The sequence below is a fragment of the Amycolatopsis sp. NPDC051371 genome (assembly GCF_040682155.1).
Taxonomy (GTDB): domain Bacteria; phylum Actinomycetota; class Actinomycetes; order Mycobacteriales; family Pseudonocardiaceae; genus Amycolatopsis.
Genome location: NZ_JBFBAG010000015.1, coordinates 171,392 through 189,175 on the forward strand (window position 1 = coordinate 171,392; position 17,784 = coordinate 189,175).

16 protein-coding genes are annotated in these 17,784 nt (G+C 71.1%); 10 read left to right on the plus strand and 6 right to left on the minus strand.

Translation table 11 applies throughout. From position 1 onward, the window contains the following. The first annotated feature begins 29 nt into the window (after nt 1-29). Nucleotides 30-602 carry a hypothetical protein gene (locus AB0M59_RS20435; RefSeq protein ID WP_364617101.1) on the plus strand — a complete coding sequence of 191 codons (573 nt, stop codon included), beginning with the start codon at nt 30-32 and terminating at the stop codon, nt 600-602. Here the strand turns inward: AB0M59_RS20435 and AB0M59_RS20440 are convergent. Next, complete coding sequence (locus AB0M59_RS20440) at nt 565-1,011, minus strand: MarR family transcriptional regulator (protein WP_364617103.1); 447 nt, start codon at nt 1,009-1,011, stop codon at nt 565-567. The genes AB0M59_RS20435 and AB0M59_RS20440 overlap by 38 nt on opposite strands. Nucleotides 1,012-1,090: 79 nt before the next feature. Between AB0M59_RS20440 and AB0M59_RS20445 the strand changes: the two genes are divergently transcribed. From AB0M59_RS20445 to AB0M59_RS20455, 3 genes are read left to right on the plus strand one after another with little or no spacing between them, the layout of a single operon-like run. Further along, complete coding sequence (locus tag AB0M59_RS20445) at nt 1,091-1,519, plus strand: MFS transporter (RefSeq protein WP_364617105.1); 429 nt, start codon at nt 1,091-1,093, stop codon at nt 1,517-1,519. 38 nt (nt 1,520-1,557) lie between these two features. Continuing rightward, the gene (locus AB0M59_RS20450; protein ID WP_364617107.1) at nt 1,558-2,310 is read left to right on the plus strand and encodes a hypothetical protein; all 753 of its coding nucleotides are present in this window, start codon (nt 1,558-1,560) and stop codon (nt 2,308-2,310) included. Then, on the plus strand, nt 2,273-2,863 hold the full coding sequence (locus AB0M59_RS20455; RefSeq protein WP_364617109.1) for a DinB family protein: 591 nt from the start codon (nt 2,273-2,275) through the stop codon (nt 2,861-2,863). The genes AB0M59_RS20450 and AB0M59_RS20455 overlap by 38 nt, the downstream gene beginning before the upstream one ends. A gap of 159 nt (nt 2,864-3,022) precedes the next feature. Here AB0M59_RS20455 and AB0M59_RS20460 read toward each other — a convergent pair whose 3' ends face one another. Continuing rightward, the gene (locus AB0M59_RS20460; RefSeq protein WP_364617111.1) at nt 3,023-3,547 is read right to left on the minus strand and encodes a methylated-DNA--[protein]-cysteine S-methyltransferase; all 525 of its coding nucleotides are present in this window, start codon (nt 3,545-3,547) and stop codon (nt 3,023-3,025) included. A 38-nt stretch (nt 3,548-3,585) separates the two neighbouring features. Here AB0M59_RS20460 and AB0M59_RS20465 point away from each other — a divergent pair, with 38 nt between their 5' ends. After that, on the plus strand, nt 3,586-4,200 hold the full coding sequence (locus AB0M59_RS20465) for a VOC family protein (RefSeq protein WP_364617113.1): 615 nt from the start codon (nt 3,586-3,588) through the stop codon (nt 4,198-4,200). Here the strand turns inward: AB0M59_RS20465 and AB0M59_RS20470 are convergent. From AB0M59_RS20470 to secA2, 3 genes are all read right to left on the minus strand, one after another. After that, nucleotides 4,197-5,918 carry an NAD+ synthase gene (locus AB0M59_RS20470; protein ID WP_364617115.1) on the minus strand — a complete coding sequence of 574 codons (1,722 nt, stop codon included), beginning with the start codon at nt 5,916-5,918 and terminating at the stop codon, nt 4,197-4,199. The genes AB0M59_RS20465 and AB0M59_RS20470 overlap by 4 nt on opposite strands. Before the next feature lie 59 nt (nt 5,919-5,977). Next, a complete protein-coding gene (locus AB0M59_RS20475) occupies nt 5,978-6,529 on the minus strand; it encodes a DUF5565 family protein (RefSeq protein ID WP_364617117.1) in 552 nt (183 codons plus the stop codon). Between the two features lie 77 nt (nt 6,530-6,606). After that, nucleotides 6,607-8,949 carry an accessory Sec system translocase SecA2 gene (gene secA2 / locus AB0M59_RS20480; protein WP_364617119.1) on the minus strand — a complete coding sequence of 781 codons (2,343 nt, stop codon included), beginning with the start codon at nt 8,947-8,949 and terminating at the stop codon, nt 6,607-6,609. Between the two features lie 155 nt (nt 8,950-9,104). On the opposite strand from secA2, the gene AB0M59_RS20485 reads away from it, so the two are divergent. Further along, entirely contained in the window at nt 9,105-10,667 is a 1,563-nt protein-coding gene (locus AB0M59_RS20485) for an alpha/beta hydrolase (protein WP_364617121.1), read from the plus strand. Next, nucleotides 10,652-12,136 (plus strand): alpha/beta hydrolase, encoded by a 1,485-nt coding sequence (locus tag AB0M59_RS20490; protein ID WP_364617123.1) that lies wholly within the window; start codon nt 10,652-10,654, stop codon nt 12,134-12,136. The genes AB0M59_RS20485 and AB0M59_RS20490 overlap by 16 nt, the downstream gene beginning before the upstream one ends. Here AB0M59_RS20490 and AB0M59_RS20495 read toward each other — a convergent pair. Next, the gene (locus AB0M59_RS20495) at nt 12,133-12,795 is read right to left on the minus strand and encodes an LppX_LprAFG lipoprotein (protein ID WP_364617125.1); all 663 of its coding nucleotides are present in this window, start codon (nt 12,793-12,795) and stop codon (nt 12,133-12,135) included. The two genes, AB0M59_RS20490 and AB0M59_RS20495, sit on opposite strands and share 4 nt — an antisense overlap. 98 nt (nt 12,796-12,893) lie before the next feature. Here AB0M59_RS20495 and AB0M59_RS20500 point away from each other — a divergent pair, with 98 nt between their 5' ends. From AB0M59_RS20500 to AB0M59_RS20510, 3 genes are all read left to right on the plus strand, one after another. After that, a complete protein-coding gene (locus AB0M59_RS20500; RefSeq protein WP_364617127.1) occupies nt 12,894-14,174 on the plus strand; it encodes an MFS transporter in 1,281 nt (426 codons plus the stop codon). Between the two features lie 238 nt (nt 14,175-14,412). Further along, nucleotides 14,413-15,756: a type I glutamate--ammonia ligase gene (glnA, locus tag AB0M59_RS20505; protein ID WP_364617129.1), complete on the plus strand. Its 1,344-nt coding sequence runs from the start codon at nt 14,413-14,415 to the stop codon at nt 15,754-15,756. Next, on the plus strand, nt 15,756-17,318 hold the full coding sequence (locus tag AB0M59_RS20510) for an amidase (RefSeq protein ID WP_364617130.1): 1,563 nt from the start codon (nt 15,756-15,758) through the stop codon (nt 17,316-17,318). The genes glnA and AB0M59_RS20510 overlap by 1 nt, the downstream gene beginning before the upstream one ends. Nucleotides 17,319-17,784: the final 466 nt, after the last annotated feature.

The window sequence follows — 17,784 nt, forward strand, 5'->3', positions numbered from 1 at the left end:
GGCGCCGGGGGTCGCTTAATGTGTGCCTCGTGCGCACGGCTCGGATCGCCTCGGCCCTCCTCATGGGACTGGCCGTCCTCGCGTATTCGGGATGGCTCCTGGAGTTCTTCCTCCCGACGGACGTCTCGCCGGTGCACGACCCGGTCGAGGCGCTGCTGACCGGTCCGCCGGTGTTTCGCGTGCTGCTGGCCGTCTCGGGGGTCGCGTTCCTGCTCGCCGGGCCCCCGTTGCACCGGCTCGGCCCGGTTCACTGGACGGCGCGGCTCAGCTCGATCTCGGTGAGCGTGTTCGGCTTGGTCGCGCTCCTGCAGGCCGCGTACCCGGAGCAGAGCGGCGTGCTCTCGTTCCTGGCGACCGTCGTGCTCGTCGTCGGAGTGGTCAGCCTGATCCTCTGGTGGCCGCCGGGCTGGCGCGCGCTCGCCGTCACCGGGCTCGTGGTCGTGCTGGTCGCCTGGGCCGCCCTCGTGCTCGCGCGGCAGCTGGACACCGCCGAAGGTGTGGTCAGCCGGGTTCAGCAGGTGGTGCGCGCCGTCCTGTACGGCGTCGGCGGGGCGTACGCCTTCATCAAGCCCGCGCCCCGACATGCGCCTCGAGGCGGCTGAGCAGCTCCAGCAGCGTCTTGCGCTCGGCCGGGTCGAGCACGCTGAACGTGTCGTCGGCGTGCCCGTGCTGGATCTCCTCGATCTCCGCGAGCCGCGTGCGGCCGGCTTCGGTGACGGCCAGCAGGCTCGCGCGCCGGTCGGTCGGGTCCGGTTCGCGCCGCAGCAGCCCGTCCCGCTCCAGCGCGTCGACGGCTGAAGTGATCGCCCGGCCGGTGACGCCCAGGCGGCGCTTGACCTCGCCCATCCGCGGCCGGTCGCCGAGCAGGTCGACCATCAGCAGCAGCTGGACCTGGGCCGTCGGCCAGCCGCGCTTGGCGTAGGGCGCCCCCGCGTACCGGCGCAGGACGTGCGTGATGCGCCGCAGGGCGTCGGCCAGCTCCGCCCCGGTGGGGATGTTTTCGGTTGACACGTCCGCGACTCTACCCGCAAAGTATATATACGAAATTGACACTAACTACCTTGCATCTAACTCTGGGGAAGTCTTGTCCTTGTGGCGGAATCGGACGTTCGTGCTGCACACGACGTCGGTGACCATCTCGGCGCTGGGCACCGCGGGTGCCCAGGTCGCGATCGTGTTCACGGTGCTGGGGATGGGTGGCTCGGCGGGGGACGTCGGGGTGGTCGGCGTCTGCGGGCTCGTGCCGGCCCTGGTGTTCTTCCTGGCCGGCGGGGTGGTCGCCGACCGGTGGCCGCGCAACCGCGTGCTGGTCGGTACGAGCCTCGTCTCGGCGGTGGTCCAGGCCGGGCTCGGGGTTTCCGTCCTGACCGGCCAGGCCCGGCTCGCGCACGTCGCCGTCGCGGCCGCGTTGACCGGCGTCGCGACGGCGTTCGCTCGTCCGGCGGCGCAGGGTCTGCTGCTGCGCGACCTGGGCCGGGAACACGGGCCGCGCGCGTTCGCCGCGTTCCGGCTGCCCTGAACCTGGCCCAGATCGGCGGTGCGTCCCTCGGCGGCTGGGTGGTCGCGGCCACCGGGCCCGGCTGGACCCTGCTGGCGGACGCGCTGACGTTCGTCGTCGCGATCGTCCTCGGGCTGGCGATCCGGATCGAAGGCACCTTCAGCGCGCGGACCGGAGTCGGGCGTTCGCTGCGCGAGGGGTGGACGGAGTTCCGGTCGCACCGCTGGCTGGCGCCGATGATCGTCCAGTTCGCGGCGGTCAACGCGCTGGCGGTCGGGGCGTACGAGCTGGTGCTCGGGCCGGTCGTGGCGGCGGACGCGGCCGCGTGGGGGCTGATCATGGCGTGCGACGCCACCGGGATGGTGCTGGGCGGCATGCTTTTGCTGACCTGGACGCCGTCCCGGCGCTGGGCGGTCGGCGGCGGCGCGCTCACAGCCGCGCCACTGGTCGCGATGACTTTCGGCGCCCCGGTCTTCGGGGTGTGCCTCGCGGCGGCGCTGGCCGGGGTGGGGGTCGAGGTGTTCGGCGTCGGGCTGATGACGTTGCTGCAGCGGCACGTCCGGCACGACCGGCTGTCGCGGGTCTCGGCGTACCAGTCGCTGGCCGGGTTCGGGCTGACCCCGGCGGGCACGGCGCTGGCGGGCCCATTGGCGGCGTGGTCGGGCAACCGCGGGGCGCTTGCGATCGCGGCGGCGCTGCTGGTGGCCGTTTGTGCCGGAAATGTCGGTGGTCGGTGGCACGATTCCGGGGACGAACGCGAAGGAGCTGATCTCGATGGCGGGAAACGTGCCCCCGGTGGCCGACGAGCGTGACGGGCTGCTGCGGTACCTGGAGCAGCAGCGGCACGTGCTGAAGGTGGCGGCCCACGGGCTGACGGACGAGCAGGCGCGGCTCACGCCGACGAAGAGCTCCCTGTCGGTGGGCGGCCTGGTCAAGCACGTGGTGTCGACGGAGGACGGCTGGATCGACATCCTGCTGCGGCTGCCCCAGAAGCCGTTCGACCAGGCGATGGCGGAGTACCAGGCGGCGTACAGCCTGGGACCCTCGGAGACGCTGGCGAGCGTGCTGACCCGCTACGACGAGGTGGCCGCGCGCACGGCGGAGGTGATCGCGGGGATCGAGGACCTCGGGCAGCCGGTCCCGGTGCCGAAGGGCGTGCCGTGGTACCCGCAGGACGTCGAGGCGTGGTCGGTCCGCTGGGTGCTCCTGCACCTGATCGAGGAGACGGCCCGCCACGCGGGCCACGCGGACATCATCCGCGAGCACGTCGACGGCGCCACGGCGATCCCCCTGATGGCGGCGGCGGAAGGCTGGCCGGAGACCCCATGGATGAAGCCCTGGAGCCCGGAAAGCCAACCCGCCTGAGGCTCCTCACGGCCCGGCGGCCTTCCGCCGGGCCGTGTCGAATCCGCAATCACGCGAGCCGACGCTCCAGGCACGTGAGCCGAACGCCCAGGCACGTGTGTCGTCCGTTCGCAGCCCGCTCAGCCGCCCGGCGAGCAGGCCGCGAACCCACCACGGCCGTCAGAACAACGTCGGCTCGTCCGCCAGCGCCCCCTCGATCACCAGCATCCGCCGCTTCGTCTCGACCCCACCCCGAGCCGAAAACCCGCCATCCTTCCCACCGGCAGCCAAAACCCGATGGCACGGCACGATCGGCGGGAACGGGTTGTGCCCCATCGCCTGCCCGACAGCCTGCGCCGAGCCCGGCATCCCCAGCCGGTGCGCGATGTCGCCGTACGTCAGCGTCTTGCCCGGCGGGATCGTCCGCGCCACCTCGTACGCGCGCCGGTTGAACGAAGGCACGCCCGAGAAGTCCAGCGGGACCGAAGCCAGATCGACCCGCTCGCCGCTCAGCAGCGCCACGATCCCGTCGATCGCCTCCCGCACCCGCGGACCCGGCGTCCCGGGAACCGCCTCCGGGTACTGCCGCGCGAACCACGCGTGCAAAGCGGCCGAAGGCAGCGACGCCCCGACCACGACGTCCTCGCGCCACGCGAGCCCGCACGCGCCGATCGCCGTGTCGAACACCGTGAACCCCATCGTCATCTTGCCAGCCTACGGCCGGGGTACGACAAAATAGGCCCGTGCTCGATCACCTCGTCTACGCCGGCCCGGACCTCGCCGAGGCCGTCGCCCGCGTCACCGCGCTCACCGGCGTCACGCCCGCTCCCGGCGGCAGCCACGTCGGCCTCGGCACCGCCAACCACCTCGCCGACCTCGGCGCCGGCATGTACCTGGAGGTCATCGGCCCCGACCCCGCGCAGCCGGAACCCGCGAACCCGCGCCCCTTCGGCATCGACGACCTGACCGAGCCGGCGCTCGTCGCCTGGGCGGTCCGCACCACCGACCTCGACGCGACCATCGCCCAGGCAAGAGCCCACGGCTTCGATCCCGGCGACGCCAGGGAGATGTCCCGCGAGACCGGCGACGGCGAACTCCTGCGCTGGCGCCTGACCCCGCCGAGCGCCCCGGGCACGCTCCGCCCGTTCCTCATCGACTGGGGCAGCACCCCGCACCCGACCACGCGCGGCCTGCCGTCGATCCCGCTCCTGATGGTCACCGGCACCCACCCGGACCCGGAATCGGTGCGTGAAGCCACCGACGCGCTCGGCCTGGAATTCCTGGTCCGCCGCACCGACAAAGCCAGCCTGACGGCGGCCCTCAGTTCAAGAGAAGGCCGTCAGGTCGCCTTGAGCTAGGCCTTGCCCTCGCGCCACAGGTTGGTCATCGGCAGCCGCCGGTCACGGCCGAACGCCTTGAACGTGATCTTCGTGCCCGGCGGGTACTGGCGCCGCTTGTACTCGGCCTTGTCGACCATCCGCACGACGCGGTCGATCGTCTCCGGCTCGAACCCCGCGGACACCAGGTCCGCGTAGCCGCGGTCGCCCTCGACGTAGTCGTCGAGGATGTCGTCGAGCAGCGCGTAGTCCGGCAGCGAGTCCGTGTCGACCTGGCCCGGCCGCAGCTCGGCCGACGGCGGCTTCGAGATCGAGTTCTCCGGGATCGGCGGCGTCTCGCCCCGCTTCACCGCTTCGGCGTTGCGCCACCGCGCCAGCTGCCAGACGTGTGTCTTGAAGACGTCCTTGATCGGCGCGAACGCGCCGACCGCGTCCCCGTAGATCGTCGAGTACCCGACGGCCAGCTCGGTCTTGTTGCCTGTGGCCAGCACCAGATGACCGTCCAGATTGGACAGTGCCATGAGGAGCATGCCCCGCGTCCGCGCCTGGATGTTCTCCTCGGCGAGACCCGTCAGCGAAAGCTGCTCGACGTACACCCGGACCATGTCCTCGACCGGCTCGACGCGGTAGTGCGCCCCGATCCGCCGCGCGAGGTCTTCGGCGTCGTCCTTCGAGTGACCCGACGAGTACTTCGACGGCATCGAGACGCCGTAGACGTTGTCGCCGCCCAAGGCGTCGGCCGCCAGCGACGCGCAGACGGCCGAGTCGATGCCGCCGGAGAACCCGAAGACGACCGAAGAGAAACCGTTCTTGTGCACGTAGTCCCGCAGCCCGATGACCAGCGCGTGCCACACCTCGGCCTCGTCCGACAGCGGCTCGCTGATGACCGCCTCGGCGGTCGGCTCGTAGGAGGGCAGCGGGTCCGAACTCAGCACGCGCCGCCGGACGTGCAGGCCTTCGAGTTCGCCGTCGCCGGCGTGCCCGCCCGCGGTGAGGTCCATGTCCAGCACGAGCAGGTGCTCGACGAACTGCGGCGCGCGCGCCAGCACCGTGCCGTCCGCGGCGACGACGAGCGAGTCGCCGTCGAAGACGAGGTCGTCCTGGCCACCGATCTGGTTGGCGTAGACCAGCGGCGCGCCCGCTTCGGCGGCGCGGCGCGCGATGAGCGGCAGCCGCTGCTCGTCCTTCGACCGCTCGTACGGCGACGCGTTCGGCGCCACCACGAGGTCGACGCCGGCGCGGCCCAGCGCCGAGATCGGGCCGCCGTCCTGCCAGATGTCCTCGCAGACGACCATGCCGATGTCGAGCCCGTGGAACCGGACGACGTCGAGCGTGGTGCCCGGCTTGAACCAGCGGTGCTCGTCGAACACGCCGTAGTTGGGGAGGTGGTGCTTGAACTGCCGCGCGACGACCTCGCCGCGGTAGAGCGCCGCCGCCGCGTCGCGCGGGCCGACCTCGTCGAGGTCTAGGTAGCCGACGTAGGTCAGCACTTCGCCGCAGCCGGCTTCGTCGAGGCGGCGCGCCAGCGACTCGACGGCCTGCCGGGAAGCGGCGGCGAAGGTCTTGCGCAGCGAAAGGTCCTCGACGGGGTAGCCGGTCAGGGACATCTCGGGGAAGACCACGACGTGGGCGCCGGCCTCGGCGGCCCGGCGGGTCCAGGCGACGTGCAGGTCGGCGTTCCCGTCGAGATCACCGACGGTGGGGTTGACCTGGGCGAGCGCGATGCGCAGTTGCGGCATACCGCCATTCTGTCCCACGGCCACCCGCGCAGCCGAGCGAATGTGGGCGAAATGCCACGCTAGGTCGACGCGACCGCATCCCGGTGCTTGAGCTTCGCCATCCGCCCGTCCCGGCGGTGCCAGACGATGCCCTCGAACTCCGGGTGCGCGAGCAGCCACGCCATCAGCCCGTCGAAGTCGCGCGGGACGCCGGCGAACTCCTGCGCGGTGGCGTGCGGGACCAGCCGGTGCGCGCCGAGCTTCTCCGGATTGCCGTTGACCTTTGGCCCGCACAGTTCGTAGGTGCCGGGCACCGCACCGAAAAGCCCATCGAGGGCCTCCTCGAAGAACTTCGCGAACGCCGACTGCCCGACCGGCTCCCAGCCGACGGTCTTCCCCGTCTCCGGGTCGGTCTGCACGGCCTCGAACCCGGCCGGCGCCGTCTTGTCCGGCTTGACCTCGCGCCGGGCCCACCAGTTCCCGGACTCGTCGAGCCGGACGCAGGTGCCGTCGTACTTGCGGGTGGGCACGCCCTCGCCGTCGAGCACCCACTGGCACGCGGGGTGTACTTCACGGGTGACGCGCCGGAGGTCTTCGGGGTCGCGGCGGAACAGAGTCGGGATCTTGCGCATGCCCCGATTCTTCCGGCTGGCGCAAACGAGAAAACCCCCGCCCGGACGAACCGGACGGGGGTTTTCCGAGAAAGAAGCTACTTCCGCTTGATCATGCTCCGGACCTTCTTGATGGTCTGCTCGAAGTCCGAGTCGAACGGGTTGTCGTGCACCAGGTAGGTCCACGTCGTGTTCGCCCGCCGGACGCCGGCCTCGCCGAGGTCGATGCCGTCGTCGGTCAGCTCGGCCTCTTCGAGCGTCTTCGCCGCCCGGGAGTCGGCCTCGGCGATGATCTTGTGGAACTCCGGGATCGCCGCGCGGTGGAACTCGTCCAGCGGCGTCTCCCGCGCCAGCGCCCGGAGGTGGATGCTCTCGCGGACGTCGGTCAGGAACGCCAGGTGGTCGGACCAGAGCTGGTCGATGTGGAACAGCAGCACCTCGCGGCACAGCTGCTCCAGCTTCTCCTGGTCGTCGCCCAGCTTCTCCTTCAGCTCGCCGAACTTCTCCTTGTGCGCCTTCTCCAGCTGCTCCGCCGCGTACGCGGTGCGAAGCACCTTGTCGCGGTGCACCAGCAGGTCACGCCGCTGCCGCTCGATCAGCCGCGTGTAGCGCCAGGTGTTGCGGTGGATCTCCAGGTCGACACCCTCGGCGACGCGCTGGGCGTGGTTGAGCTGCCGCAACGCCGCGTTGTCGGTGATCTCGCCGGTCTCTTCGTCGTCGACGATGCCCTCGGGCACGTCCGGCGCGTTCGACAGCACGAGCTCGTCGTTCAGGCTCGCGAAGAAGATCGCGCTGCCCGGGTCGCCCTGGCGGCCGGAGCGGCCGCGCAGCTGGCCGTCGAGCCGGCTCGACGGGTACCGCGCGGTGCCGATGACGTGCAGCCCGCCCAGCTCGACGACCTCGTCGCGGGACGCACCGTCGGTGCCGCCCAGCCGGATGTCGGTACCGCGGCCGGCCATCTGCGTGGACACGGTGACCGCGCCCTTTTTGCCCGCTTCGGCGATGATCGACGCCTCTTCGGCGTCGTTGCGCGCGTTGAGGACGACGCACTCGAGGTCCACCTTCGCCAGCTTCTCGGCCAGCTCCTCGGACTCGGCGACGTCCTGGGTGCCGACGAGGATCGGCCGCCCGGTCTCGTGGACCGTGCGGATCTCCTCCTCGATCGCCCGCAGCTTCTGCGACGGCGACGCGAAGACCCGGTCTTCCTGGTCTTCGCGGATGTTCGGGGTGTTCGGCGGGATGACCGCGACCTCGAGCTCGTAGAACTCCCGCAGCTGCTCGGCGACGGCGACCGCGGTACCGGTCATGCCGGCGACCTCGGGGTAGCGCGCGAGCAGTGCCTGGACGGTGATCGAGTCCAGGATCTCGCCGCGGTCGGTCGCGGTGACCTGCTCCTTCGCCTCGACGGCAGCCTGCAGGCCGTCCGGCCAGCGCTGCAGCTCGGCGACGCGGCCGCGGGCGGCGTTGATGAGCTGCACCTTGCCGTCGCGGACGAGGTAGTCGACGTCGCGGGTGAGCAGCGCGTGCGCGTGCAGCGCGACGTTCACCGCGGGGAGCCGGTCGGACGCGGTCTCGTCGTAGAGGTCGTCGACCTCCAGGCCGAGCGACTTCGCGACGACGGACGCGCCGGCGTCGGTCAGCCAGGCGTTGCGGCCCTCGCTGTCGGTCTCGTAGTGCAGGTTGAGCCGCAGCCGCCGGACGACCTTCGCGACCTCGTCGTCGGCGTCGGTGTGGTCGATCGAGCCGGCCATCACCAGCGGGACGCGGGCCTCGTCGACCAGCACGGAGTCCGCCTCGTCGACGATCGCCACCTCGGGGTCCGGCTGGACCAGGTCGTCGACCTTCGAGACCAGACGGTCGCGCAGCACGTCGAAGCCGATTTCGGCGACCGCGCCGTACGTGACGTCCTTGGCGTAGGCCTCCTTGCGCTCCGCCTGGGAGTGCGCGGGCTCGACCCAGCCGACCGACACGCCGAGCAGGGCGTACACCGGGCCCATCCACTCGGCGTCGCGTCGCGCCAGGTAGTCGTTGACCGTGACGACGTGGGCACGCTTGCCGCGCAGCGCGTACCCGGCCGCGGCCAGCGCACCGGCGAGCGTCTTGCCCTCACCGGTCTCCATCTGCACGACGTGCTTGCTGAGCAGGCCCATCGTGCCGAGGATCTGGACGTCGAACGCGCGCTCGCCGAGGGCGCGCCGCGCGGCCTCACGGCCCAGCGCGCACACCTCGATCAGCTGGTTGTCGCCGAACGCGGTGTCCTTCAGCGTCTCGCGGAGCTTGCCCGCCCGCTCGGTCAGCTCCGCGTCGGAGAGCTTCTCGAGCTCGGGTTCGAGCTTCTCGACCGCGGGCAGCAGTGCTTCGTAGCGGGTCAGCTCGACGCTGCCCGGCCGCTGGATGATCCGGCGGAGCTTCTTGCCCACCCGGCTGATCAGTGCTGCCACCCCTGGTCTCCCGTTCTCTCTCGCTCGACCGGCCTGCCCCACCCAACGTGGCGGTGGTGCGTTCGAGTTCCGCGGCCGGATGGGACGATCCAACCGTGTTCCCTCATCCCAGCGCCAGGTCCGGTCGTCGCCGGATCACCGCAATTGCGACATCCGTGCTGATCGCGGCCTCGCTGGCCGCTTGCACGTCCACCGGCAAGCCGGCACCGGTCGCGCCCACGACCGAGTCGCACCCGCCGTCCGGGCCGGTCCCCGCCGGTCTGGAGCGGTTCTACGGCCAGAGCCTGAGCTGGGGCGACTGCGCACCTTACGCGACGTCGGAAGACGCGCGGTCGGCGTTCCAGGCGAAGGACGTCCAGTGCGCCCGGCTGACCGTGCCGCTGGACTACGCCAAGCCGGCCGGCGACACGATCACGCTGGGCCTGCTCCGGCACCAGGCGACGGAGCAGGGCTCCCGGATCGGGTCGCTGGTGGTCAACCCCGGCGGCCCGGGCGCGTCGGGCATGGTCGCGGCCGCCGGGCTGGTCAAGCCGACGACGAGCACCGGCCTCGCCAAGCGCTTCGACCTGGTCGGGTTCGACCCGCGGGGGATCGGCGCCAGCCAGCCGGCCATCCACTGCCTCACCGACCAGGAGCGCGACGCCGACCGCGCGGACGACAGCGAAACGGACGGCTCGCCGGCGGGCGTGCTCAAGCAGGAGTCGCAGGAGAAGGACTTCGCCGCGAAGTGCGCCCAGCGCACCGACGACGGCACCGGGATGCTGGCCAACGCCGGCACGCGGGACGTCGTGAAGGACCTGGACGTCCTCCGCTCGGTCATCGGCGACGAAAAGCTCACCTATCTGGGCTACTCGTACGGCACCCGGATCGGGTCGGCCTACGCCGAGGCGTTCCCGAAGAACGTCCGCGCGATGATCCTCGACGGCGCGGTCGACCCCGAGCAGGACGCGGTCGAGTCGCTGGTCGCCCAGGGCCAGGGCTTCGGGACGGCGTTCGACCAGTTCGCGAAGTGGTGCACCGCCCAGCAGGACTGCGCGCTCGGCCAGGACGCGAACACCGCGGTCAAGGCGTTCCAGGACCTCGTCCGCCCGCTGATCGACTTCCCGGTGCCGGTCGGCGACGGCCGCAAGCTCTCCTACGAGGACGCGACCACCGGCGTCATCCAGGCGCTCTACCAGGAGACCCTCTGGGACACGCTCAACTCGGGCCTGAACGAGCTGCGGCAGCAGCGCGGCGTGACGCTGGAGAAGCTCGCCGACATCTACAACGAGCGCGACTCCGACGGCCGCTACGGCACCACGCAGGACGCGTTCACGGCGATCCGCTGCGTCGACGACCCGCGCGTCACCGACCCGGCCGTGATCCTCAAGGCGCAGGAGGAGTACGTGAAGGTGGCGCCGTTCCTCGACGACGGCCGCCCCGCTTCGGCGGCCCGTGACGCCTGCGCGTTCTGGCCCGTGCCGAACACCTCCGAGCCGCACGTCCCGAACGTCGAAGGCCTGGCGAAGACGCTGGTCATCTCGACGACGAACGACCCGGCGACGCCGTACCAGGCCGGCGTCAACCTCGCGAAGGGCCTGAAGGGCTCGCTGCTCACCTTCGAAGGCACGCAGCACACGGTGTTCCTGCAGGGCGTGAAGTGCGTGGACCAGGCGGGCACGGACTACCTCGTCGACGGCACGCTGCCGCCGGAGGGGACCCGGTGCACCGGGCAGTAGGCCTCGCCGCGTGCGCGGTGCTGCTGGCGGCGTGCACGGGTACTCCGGCGCCCGTGCCGCCGCCGGTGTCATCGTCGTCGTCCCGCCCTCCTGACCTGGGGAAATTCACCACGCAGAAGCTCGCCTGGAGCCCATGCGGGGAGGCTTTGGACTGCGCGCACCTGAGCGTGCCGCTGGACTACGCCGCGCCGGACGGGCCGGCGATCACCGTCGGCCTGCTGCGGCACAAGGCCACGAAACAGCGGATCGGCTCGCTGGTCGTGAACCCCGGCGGACCCGGCGGCCGGGGCACCTCGACCGCGGCGGCGCTGGCGAAGACGCCGGCCGCCGCGCCCCTGCTCGACCGCTTCGACCTGGTCGGCTTCGACCCGCGCGGGGTCGGCACGAGCGAGCCGCGGATCACCTGCCGCACCGACGCCGAGCAGGACGCCGACCGCGCGTCCGACGTCGAAAGCAACATGTCGCCCGAAGGGGTGAAGAAGCAGCTCGCCGAGACGACCGCGTACGGCGCGAAGTGCGCCGAAGCGTCGAAGTACGGCAAGACGCTTCTCGCGAACGTCGGCACCCGAGACGTCGTACGCGACCTCGACGTCCTTCGCGCCGCGCTCGGCGACGAGAAGCTGACCTACCTCGGCTACTCGTACGGGACGCAGATCGGCGCGGCCTACGCCGAGGCGTACCCGCGGAACGTCCGCGCGCTGCTGCTCGACGGCGCCATCGACCCCGCGCAGGGCCTGGTGGACTCGCTGGTCACACAGGCCGCGGGCTTCCAGGACGCGCTGAACGAGTTCGGCAAGTGGTGCGCGTGCCCGTTCGCCGGCAGCACCCCGGCGTTTCAGCGGCTCATGCGTCCGCTGATCACGAAGCCCATCCCGGCCGGGACCCGGAAGCTGTCGTTCGAGGACGCGATCACGGGCACTTTCGCCGGGCTCTATTCACGCGGCGACTGGCCCGCCCTGAAAGCCGCACTCGCCCAGGTCGCCCAGGGCAACGGCCGCACGCTGCTGGCGTTCGCCGACGACTACTACCAGCGCGACCGCGACGGCAAGTACAGCGGCGCGATCGACGGGTACTTCGCCGTCCGCTGCGCCGACCACACCCGCGTCACCGACCGGGCCGCGATCGACCGAGCCCACGAAAAGATGCTGGCCGGCGCGCCCTTCCTGGCCGGCGGCACGCCCGACACGAGCGAGCTGGACATCTGCTCGACCTGGCCGGTCCCGCCGACGTCGGCCGAGCACGCGCCGCACCCGGCCGGGCTGCCGAAGACCCTGGTCGTCTCGACGACGCACGACCCGGCGACGCCTCACCAGCAGGGCATCGACCTGGCGAAGGACCTCGGCGGCGTCCTGCTGACCTACGAAGGCGTGCAGCACACGGTGTTCCTGCAAGGCGACGCCTGCGTCGACCGCGCCGGGATCGCGTACCTCGTCGACGGGACGTCGCCGGCCGCCGGCACCCGCTGCTAACCGAGGTCCACGGGCTCGTTCTGCTTGGTCAGCGACAGTTCGAACATGACGGGGCTGAGGTGGTCGCCGGCCGAGGGCACCTGCACCCAGAGCCGGGCGAACCGCCGCGGCCCGTCCGCGGAGACCCACACCTTGACGATGATGTCGTCGGTGACCTGCGGCAGCACGCTGTGCGCGACGGCCGCGGGCACCCGGCCGCCGACACGCAGGGCCGCGGCGCCGTCGACGTTCTCCTTGCCTTCGGTCTTCGCGTCGGTGACCCCGTCCAGCAGGCGTTTCAGCCCGGCGGACGGGCCGAGGAACGTGCCGACGTCGTACATCGGCGGGATCCGGCCGCGCGCGACGTCGGGGTCCGTGGTGACTTCGCCGTCCTGGACGGTGAAGCGGAACTTCGTGTGGTCGTCGCCGAACTGGAGGTCGGCCGTGCCGGTCGCGGTCCCGCCGTCGTCGAGGGTCGCGTCGCCCTCGATGAGCCGGAGCGGGAAGCCCGGCAGCACGCCGTTGACGCCGGCCGCGAAGTGCACGCTCCGCACCGAGGCGAACGACGCCGCCGCGTCGCGGACCAGCTCGGCGCCGGCCGGGAACGGCCCCCGCGTGTCCGGCGATCCGGTGCAGCCGGCCGTCAGCAGGAGCACGAGCAGGAGGGTGAAGCGGGACATGCCTTGAGCCTACTGAGCACGACGGCGTGGCCCGATTCTTGCGGACGATGTCCTTCAAGCCACTTTCGGCTCGTCACGCGCGCGATGAGACTGCTGGGGTGACTGTCGAGACCCGCCCTGCCCCGAAGCTGCACCGCGCCTGGCTGATCGCCGGTGCCGCCTTCGTCGCGCTGCTCGCCTCCGCCGGCTTCCGCTCGGCCCCCGGCGTCCTCATCGACCCGCTGCACCAGGAGTTCGGCTGGTCCACGGCCACGATCAGCTCGGCCGTCTCGGTCAACCTCGTGCTCTACGGCCTCTTCGCGCCCTTCGCGGCCGCGTTGATGGAGCGGTTCGGCATCCGCCGCGTCTCGGCGACGGCGTTGTTCGTCATCGCCCTCGGCGCGGCCGGCACGGTCTTCATGAGCGCGAGCTGGCAGCTGGTCCTGTGCTGGGGCGTGCTGATCGGCGCGGGCACGGGCTCGATGGCGATGAGCTTCGCCGCGACCGTCGCGGCCCGGTGGTTCGTCCGCAGCCGCGGCGTCGTCACCGGCGTCCTGACCGCGGCGGGCGCCACCGGCCAGCTGATCTTCCTCCCGCTGATCGCGAACCTCGCCGTCGGCTCGGGCTGGCGGACGGCGTCGCTGGTGATCGCGATCGCCGCGCTGGCCGTCGTCCCGGTTGTCCTGCTGGTCATCCGCGACCACCCCGCCGACGTCGGCACCACGGCTTACGGCGCGCCCGCCGACGCCGAGGTCGCGCGCCCGGCGTCGAAGACCGGCTCGGCCCGCCGCGCGCTGGGTGTGCTCGGCCAGGCGGCGAAGACTCGGACGTTCTGGCTGCTCGCGGTCGGCTTCGCGATCTGCGGCGCGACGACGAACGGCCTGGTCGGCACCCACTTCGTCCCCGCCGCGCACGACCACGGCATGCCGCAGACGACGGCGGCGGGCCTGCTCGCGCTGGTCGGCGTCTTCGACGTCGTCGGCACGATCTTCTCCGGCTGGCTCACCGATCGCGTCGACCCGCGGATCCTGCTCGGCGTCTACTACGCGCTTCGCGGCCTCTCGCTGGCCCTGCTCCCGCAGCTGTTCACGAACTCGGTCCAGCCGAGCATGTGGGCGTTCATCCTCTTCTACGGCCTCGACTGGGTGGCCACGGTCCCGCCGACGGTCGCGCTCTGCGTCCGCGCGTTCGGCGACGCCGGCCCGATCGTGTTCGGCTGGGTCTTCGCCTGCCACCAGCTCGGCGCCGCGTTCGCCGCGTCGGCCGCCGGCCTGGTCCGCGACCAGCTCGGGAACTACAACCTGGCCTGGTACTCGGCCGCGGTCCTGGCGGTGTTCGCGTCGATCGCGTCCCTGGCCATCACACGGGCGAAGAAGTCCGTCCCGGTGCTCGCGACGTGACTTCGTCACCCTCGGCGCGCCCGGGACCCAGGGGCGAAGTCGTCACGGCCCGGGTGCCCGTGGCTCGCCAAAGGTCTTGAATGAGTCATTCAGGACCTCCCAAGACCTGAATGACTCATTCAGGACGCCACCCCCGCCCGCGGCTCGACCGCCCCGGCCCCGGTGCTCGCGACGTGACTTCGTCACCCTCGGCGCGTCGTGAAACATCCCGTTAACACGCTGTCGTTAGGGTGCGGCCATGGATCGCCAGCAGGAATTCGTGCTCCGCACGCTCGAGGAGCGCGACATCCGTTTCGTCCGTCTCTGGTTCACCGATGTGCTGGGGTTCCTCAAGTCCGTCGCGGTCGCGCCGGCGGAGCTCGAAGGCGCTTTCACCGAGGGAATCGGCTTCGACGGTTCGGCCATCGAGGGCTTCGCCCGCGTCTACGAATCGGACATGGTCGCCAAACCCGACCCGGCCACCTTCCAGGTCCTGCCGTGGGAGACCCCGGACGGCGGCCCGTACTCGGCCCGCATGTTCTGCGACATCGCGATGCCGGACGGCTCGCCGTCGTGGGCCGACCCGCGCCACGTCCTGCGGCGTCAGCTGTCGAAGGCCGCTGAAGCGGGCTTCACCTGCTACGTGCACCCCGAGATTGAGTTCTTCCTGCTCTCGACCCTGCCGGACGACGGCAGCGAACCAGAGCCCGCGGACAACGGCGGCTACTTCGACCAGGCCAGCCACGCCACGGCGACGCACTTCCGCCGGCACGCCATCGAGACCCTCGAGGCGATGGGCATCTCGGTCGAGTTCAGCCACCACGAAGGGGCACCGGGTCAGCAGGAGATCGACCTCCGTTACGCCGATGCGCTGACGATGGCCGACAACGTGATGACGTTCCGCTACGTCGTCAAGGAGGTCGCGCTGACCCAGGGCGTGCGCGCGTCGTTCATGCCGAAGCCGTTCACGGACCAGCCGGGTTCCGGGATGCACACCCACATCAGCCTGTTCGAAGGCGATCGCAACGCCTTCTACGACGCCGAGGACCCGCACGAGCTGTCGGAGACCGGCAAGGCGTTCGTCGCCGGCCTGCTGCACCACGCCAAGGAGATCTCCGCGGTCACCAACCAGTGGGTGAACTCCTACAAACGCCTGATCAGCGGCAGTGAAGCGCCGACGACGGTCTCGTGGGGCCGGGCGAACCGCTCCGCGCTCGTCCGCGTCCCGATGTATTCACCCGGAAAGGCGTCATCCCGACGGGTGGAGATCCGTACCCTGGACTCGGCGTGCAACCCGTACCTGGCGTACTCGGTCATCCTGGCCGCCGGGCTCAAGGGGATCGAGAAGGGCTACGAGCTGCCGCCACCCGCCGAGGACAACATCTGGCAGCTGAGCGACTCCGAACGGCGCGCCGCCGGGTACGCGCAGCTGCCCCAGAACCTGGGAGAGGCGCTGGCCGAGATGGAGAAGTCCGAGCTCCTGCCGGAAGCGCTCGGCGAGCACGTCTACGACTTCTTCCTCCGGAACAAACGGGTGGAGTGGGACAACTACCGCAGCGCGGTCACCCCGTACGAGCTCCGAACCCTCCTGCCGGTGCTCTGATGGGGCGGCGGCCGGTGTTCCTCGCGATCCTGGCCGCCGCACTCGTGCTCGTCCCCACGGCACCGGCTGCATCGGCGTCTCCTCCGTCGAAGTTCGACCTCGACTCCGCCGACATCCCGGCGCTGCAGGCGCGGATGACGTCCGGCCGGCTCACCGCCGTGGGCCTGACCAGCACTTATCTCGAGCGGATCCACCGGATCGACGGCAAGGTCAACGCCGTCCTGGCGCTCAACCCTTCGGCGCTGGGGCAGGCCCGGGAGAGTGACGCCCGGCGGCGCGCGCACCACCTGCGCGGGCCTCTCGACGGCATCCCGGTGCTGGTCAAGGACAACGTCGACACGCGCGACCAGTGGACGACGGCGGGGTCTCGTGCGCTGCGGAGCTACCCGGCGAAGGACGCGACGCTGATCACGCGGCTTCGCGCGGCCGGCGCGGTGATCCTCGGCAAGGCGAACCTCTCCGAATGGGCGAACTTCCGCGCCGCGAAGCCGACGTCCGGCTGGTCGGGCGTGGGCGGGCAGACGAACAACCCGTACGTGCTGGACCGCAACCCGTGCGGGTCGTCCGCCGGGTCCGCGGCCGGCGTCGCCGCGTCGCTGGCCCAGGTGGCGATCGGCAGCGAGACCGACGGCTCGATCGTCTGCCCCGCGGGGATGACGGCGACGGTCGGGCACAAACCGAGTCTCGGCCTGGTCAGCCGCACGGGCGTCGTGCCGATCTCCGCCGAGCAGGACACCGCCGGCCCGATCGCCCGCAACGTCGTCGACGTCGCGCTGACGCTGTCGGTCCTGCAGGGGAGGGACCCCTCGGACCCGGCCACGTCGCAGTACCCGAACTCCCAGCCCACGGACTACGCGAAGCTCCTTCGGCCGGGTGTGCTGCGCGGGGCGCGGATCGGGCTGTGGCGGCTGCCGGTGCTCGGCCCGTCGACGGACGCGGTCATGACTTCCGCGCGTGACTCCCTGGTCAAGGCCGGCGCGACGGTGGTCGAAGTGACCCCGCCGTACCAGGCGCGGCTCGGCGAGCTGGAGTTCCCGGCGCTGCTCACGGAGTTCCACCGCGACATCGACGCCTACCTCGCGACCCGCCCCCGCGGCCCGCGGAACCTGGCCGAGCTGATCGCCTACAACCGCGCCGACCCGCTGGAGCAGACCTGCTTCGCCGGTCAGGAGCTGTTCGAGCAGGCGCTGGCCGCGCCGCCGCCGACCGACCCGGGTTACCTCGCCGGGCGCGCCGAGCTCTCGGACCTCGCCCGCCGGTCCCTGGACGAGACACTCGCGAAGTACCACCTGGACGCGATCGCGTCGCCGACGAACCCGCCCGCGTGGAAGACCGACTGCGCGGTGGGGGACGACGACGTGATCCCGTCGTCGACGCCGGCCGCGGTCGCCGGCTACCCGGATGTGACCGTGCCGGCCGGGTTCGCCGGACCGCTCCCGGTGGGCATCTCGTTCATGGGCGCCCGGTGGTCGGACGCCCGGATGCTCGCGCTCGCGGCCGACTTCGAACGGGTCGCGCCGGCCCGGGTCCCGCCGCGCTACTTGGCGACGTTGCCGTCGTAGGGCTCGGATACGCTCTGACCTGCGGCAATGGCGTTAAGTGACCCCCCTGTTCGGGACCGGTTCCAGGGCATGTAATCTTCTCTTCGTCGCCAGGAACGCCGGGTCGCCCCGGGGCCGCAAGCCCCGAAGATCCGGCCGGGCCGAGCGGGTTGACACCGCGGATCGGACCGGGTAATGTTCAGCGTCGGCCCACGAGCGGCCGCCGAATCCCTACGACTAACACCGTAGGCTGAGGCATGCTCGACCAAAAGCTTTAAATATCGCTTGGAACAACTGCCGAGGATATAGCCGCTGATGAGGCGGCGAGTCCAGAGTGTGTTGCTTGAGAACTCAACAGTGTGCTAGTGAACTAAGCCAGTAGAGCTTGAATTTAACCTCGTATGAGGTTCCTTTGAGAATGATTGAGTACATAGTCTCGATCAAACTATTCATTGTTGGAGAGTTTGATCCTGGCTCAGGACGAACG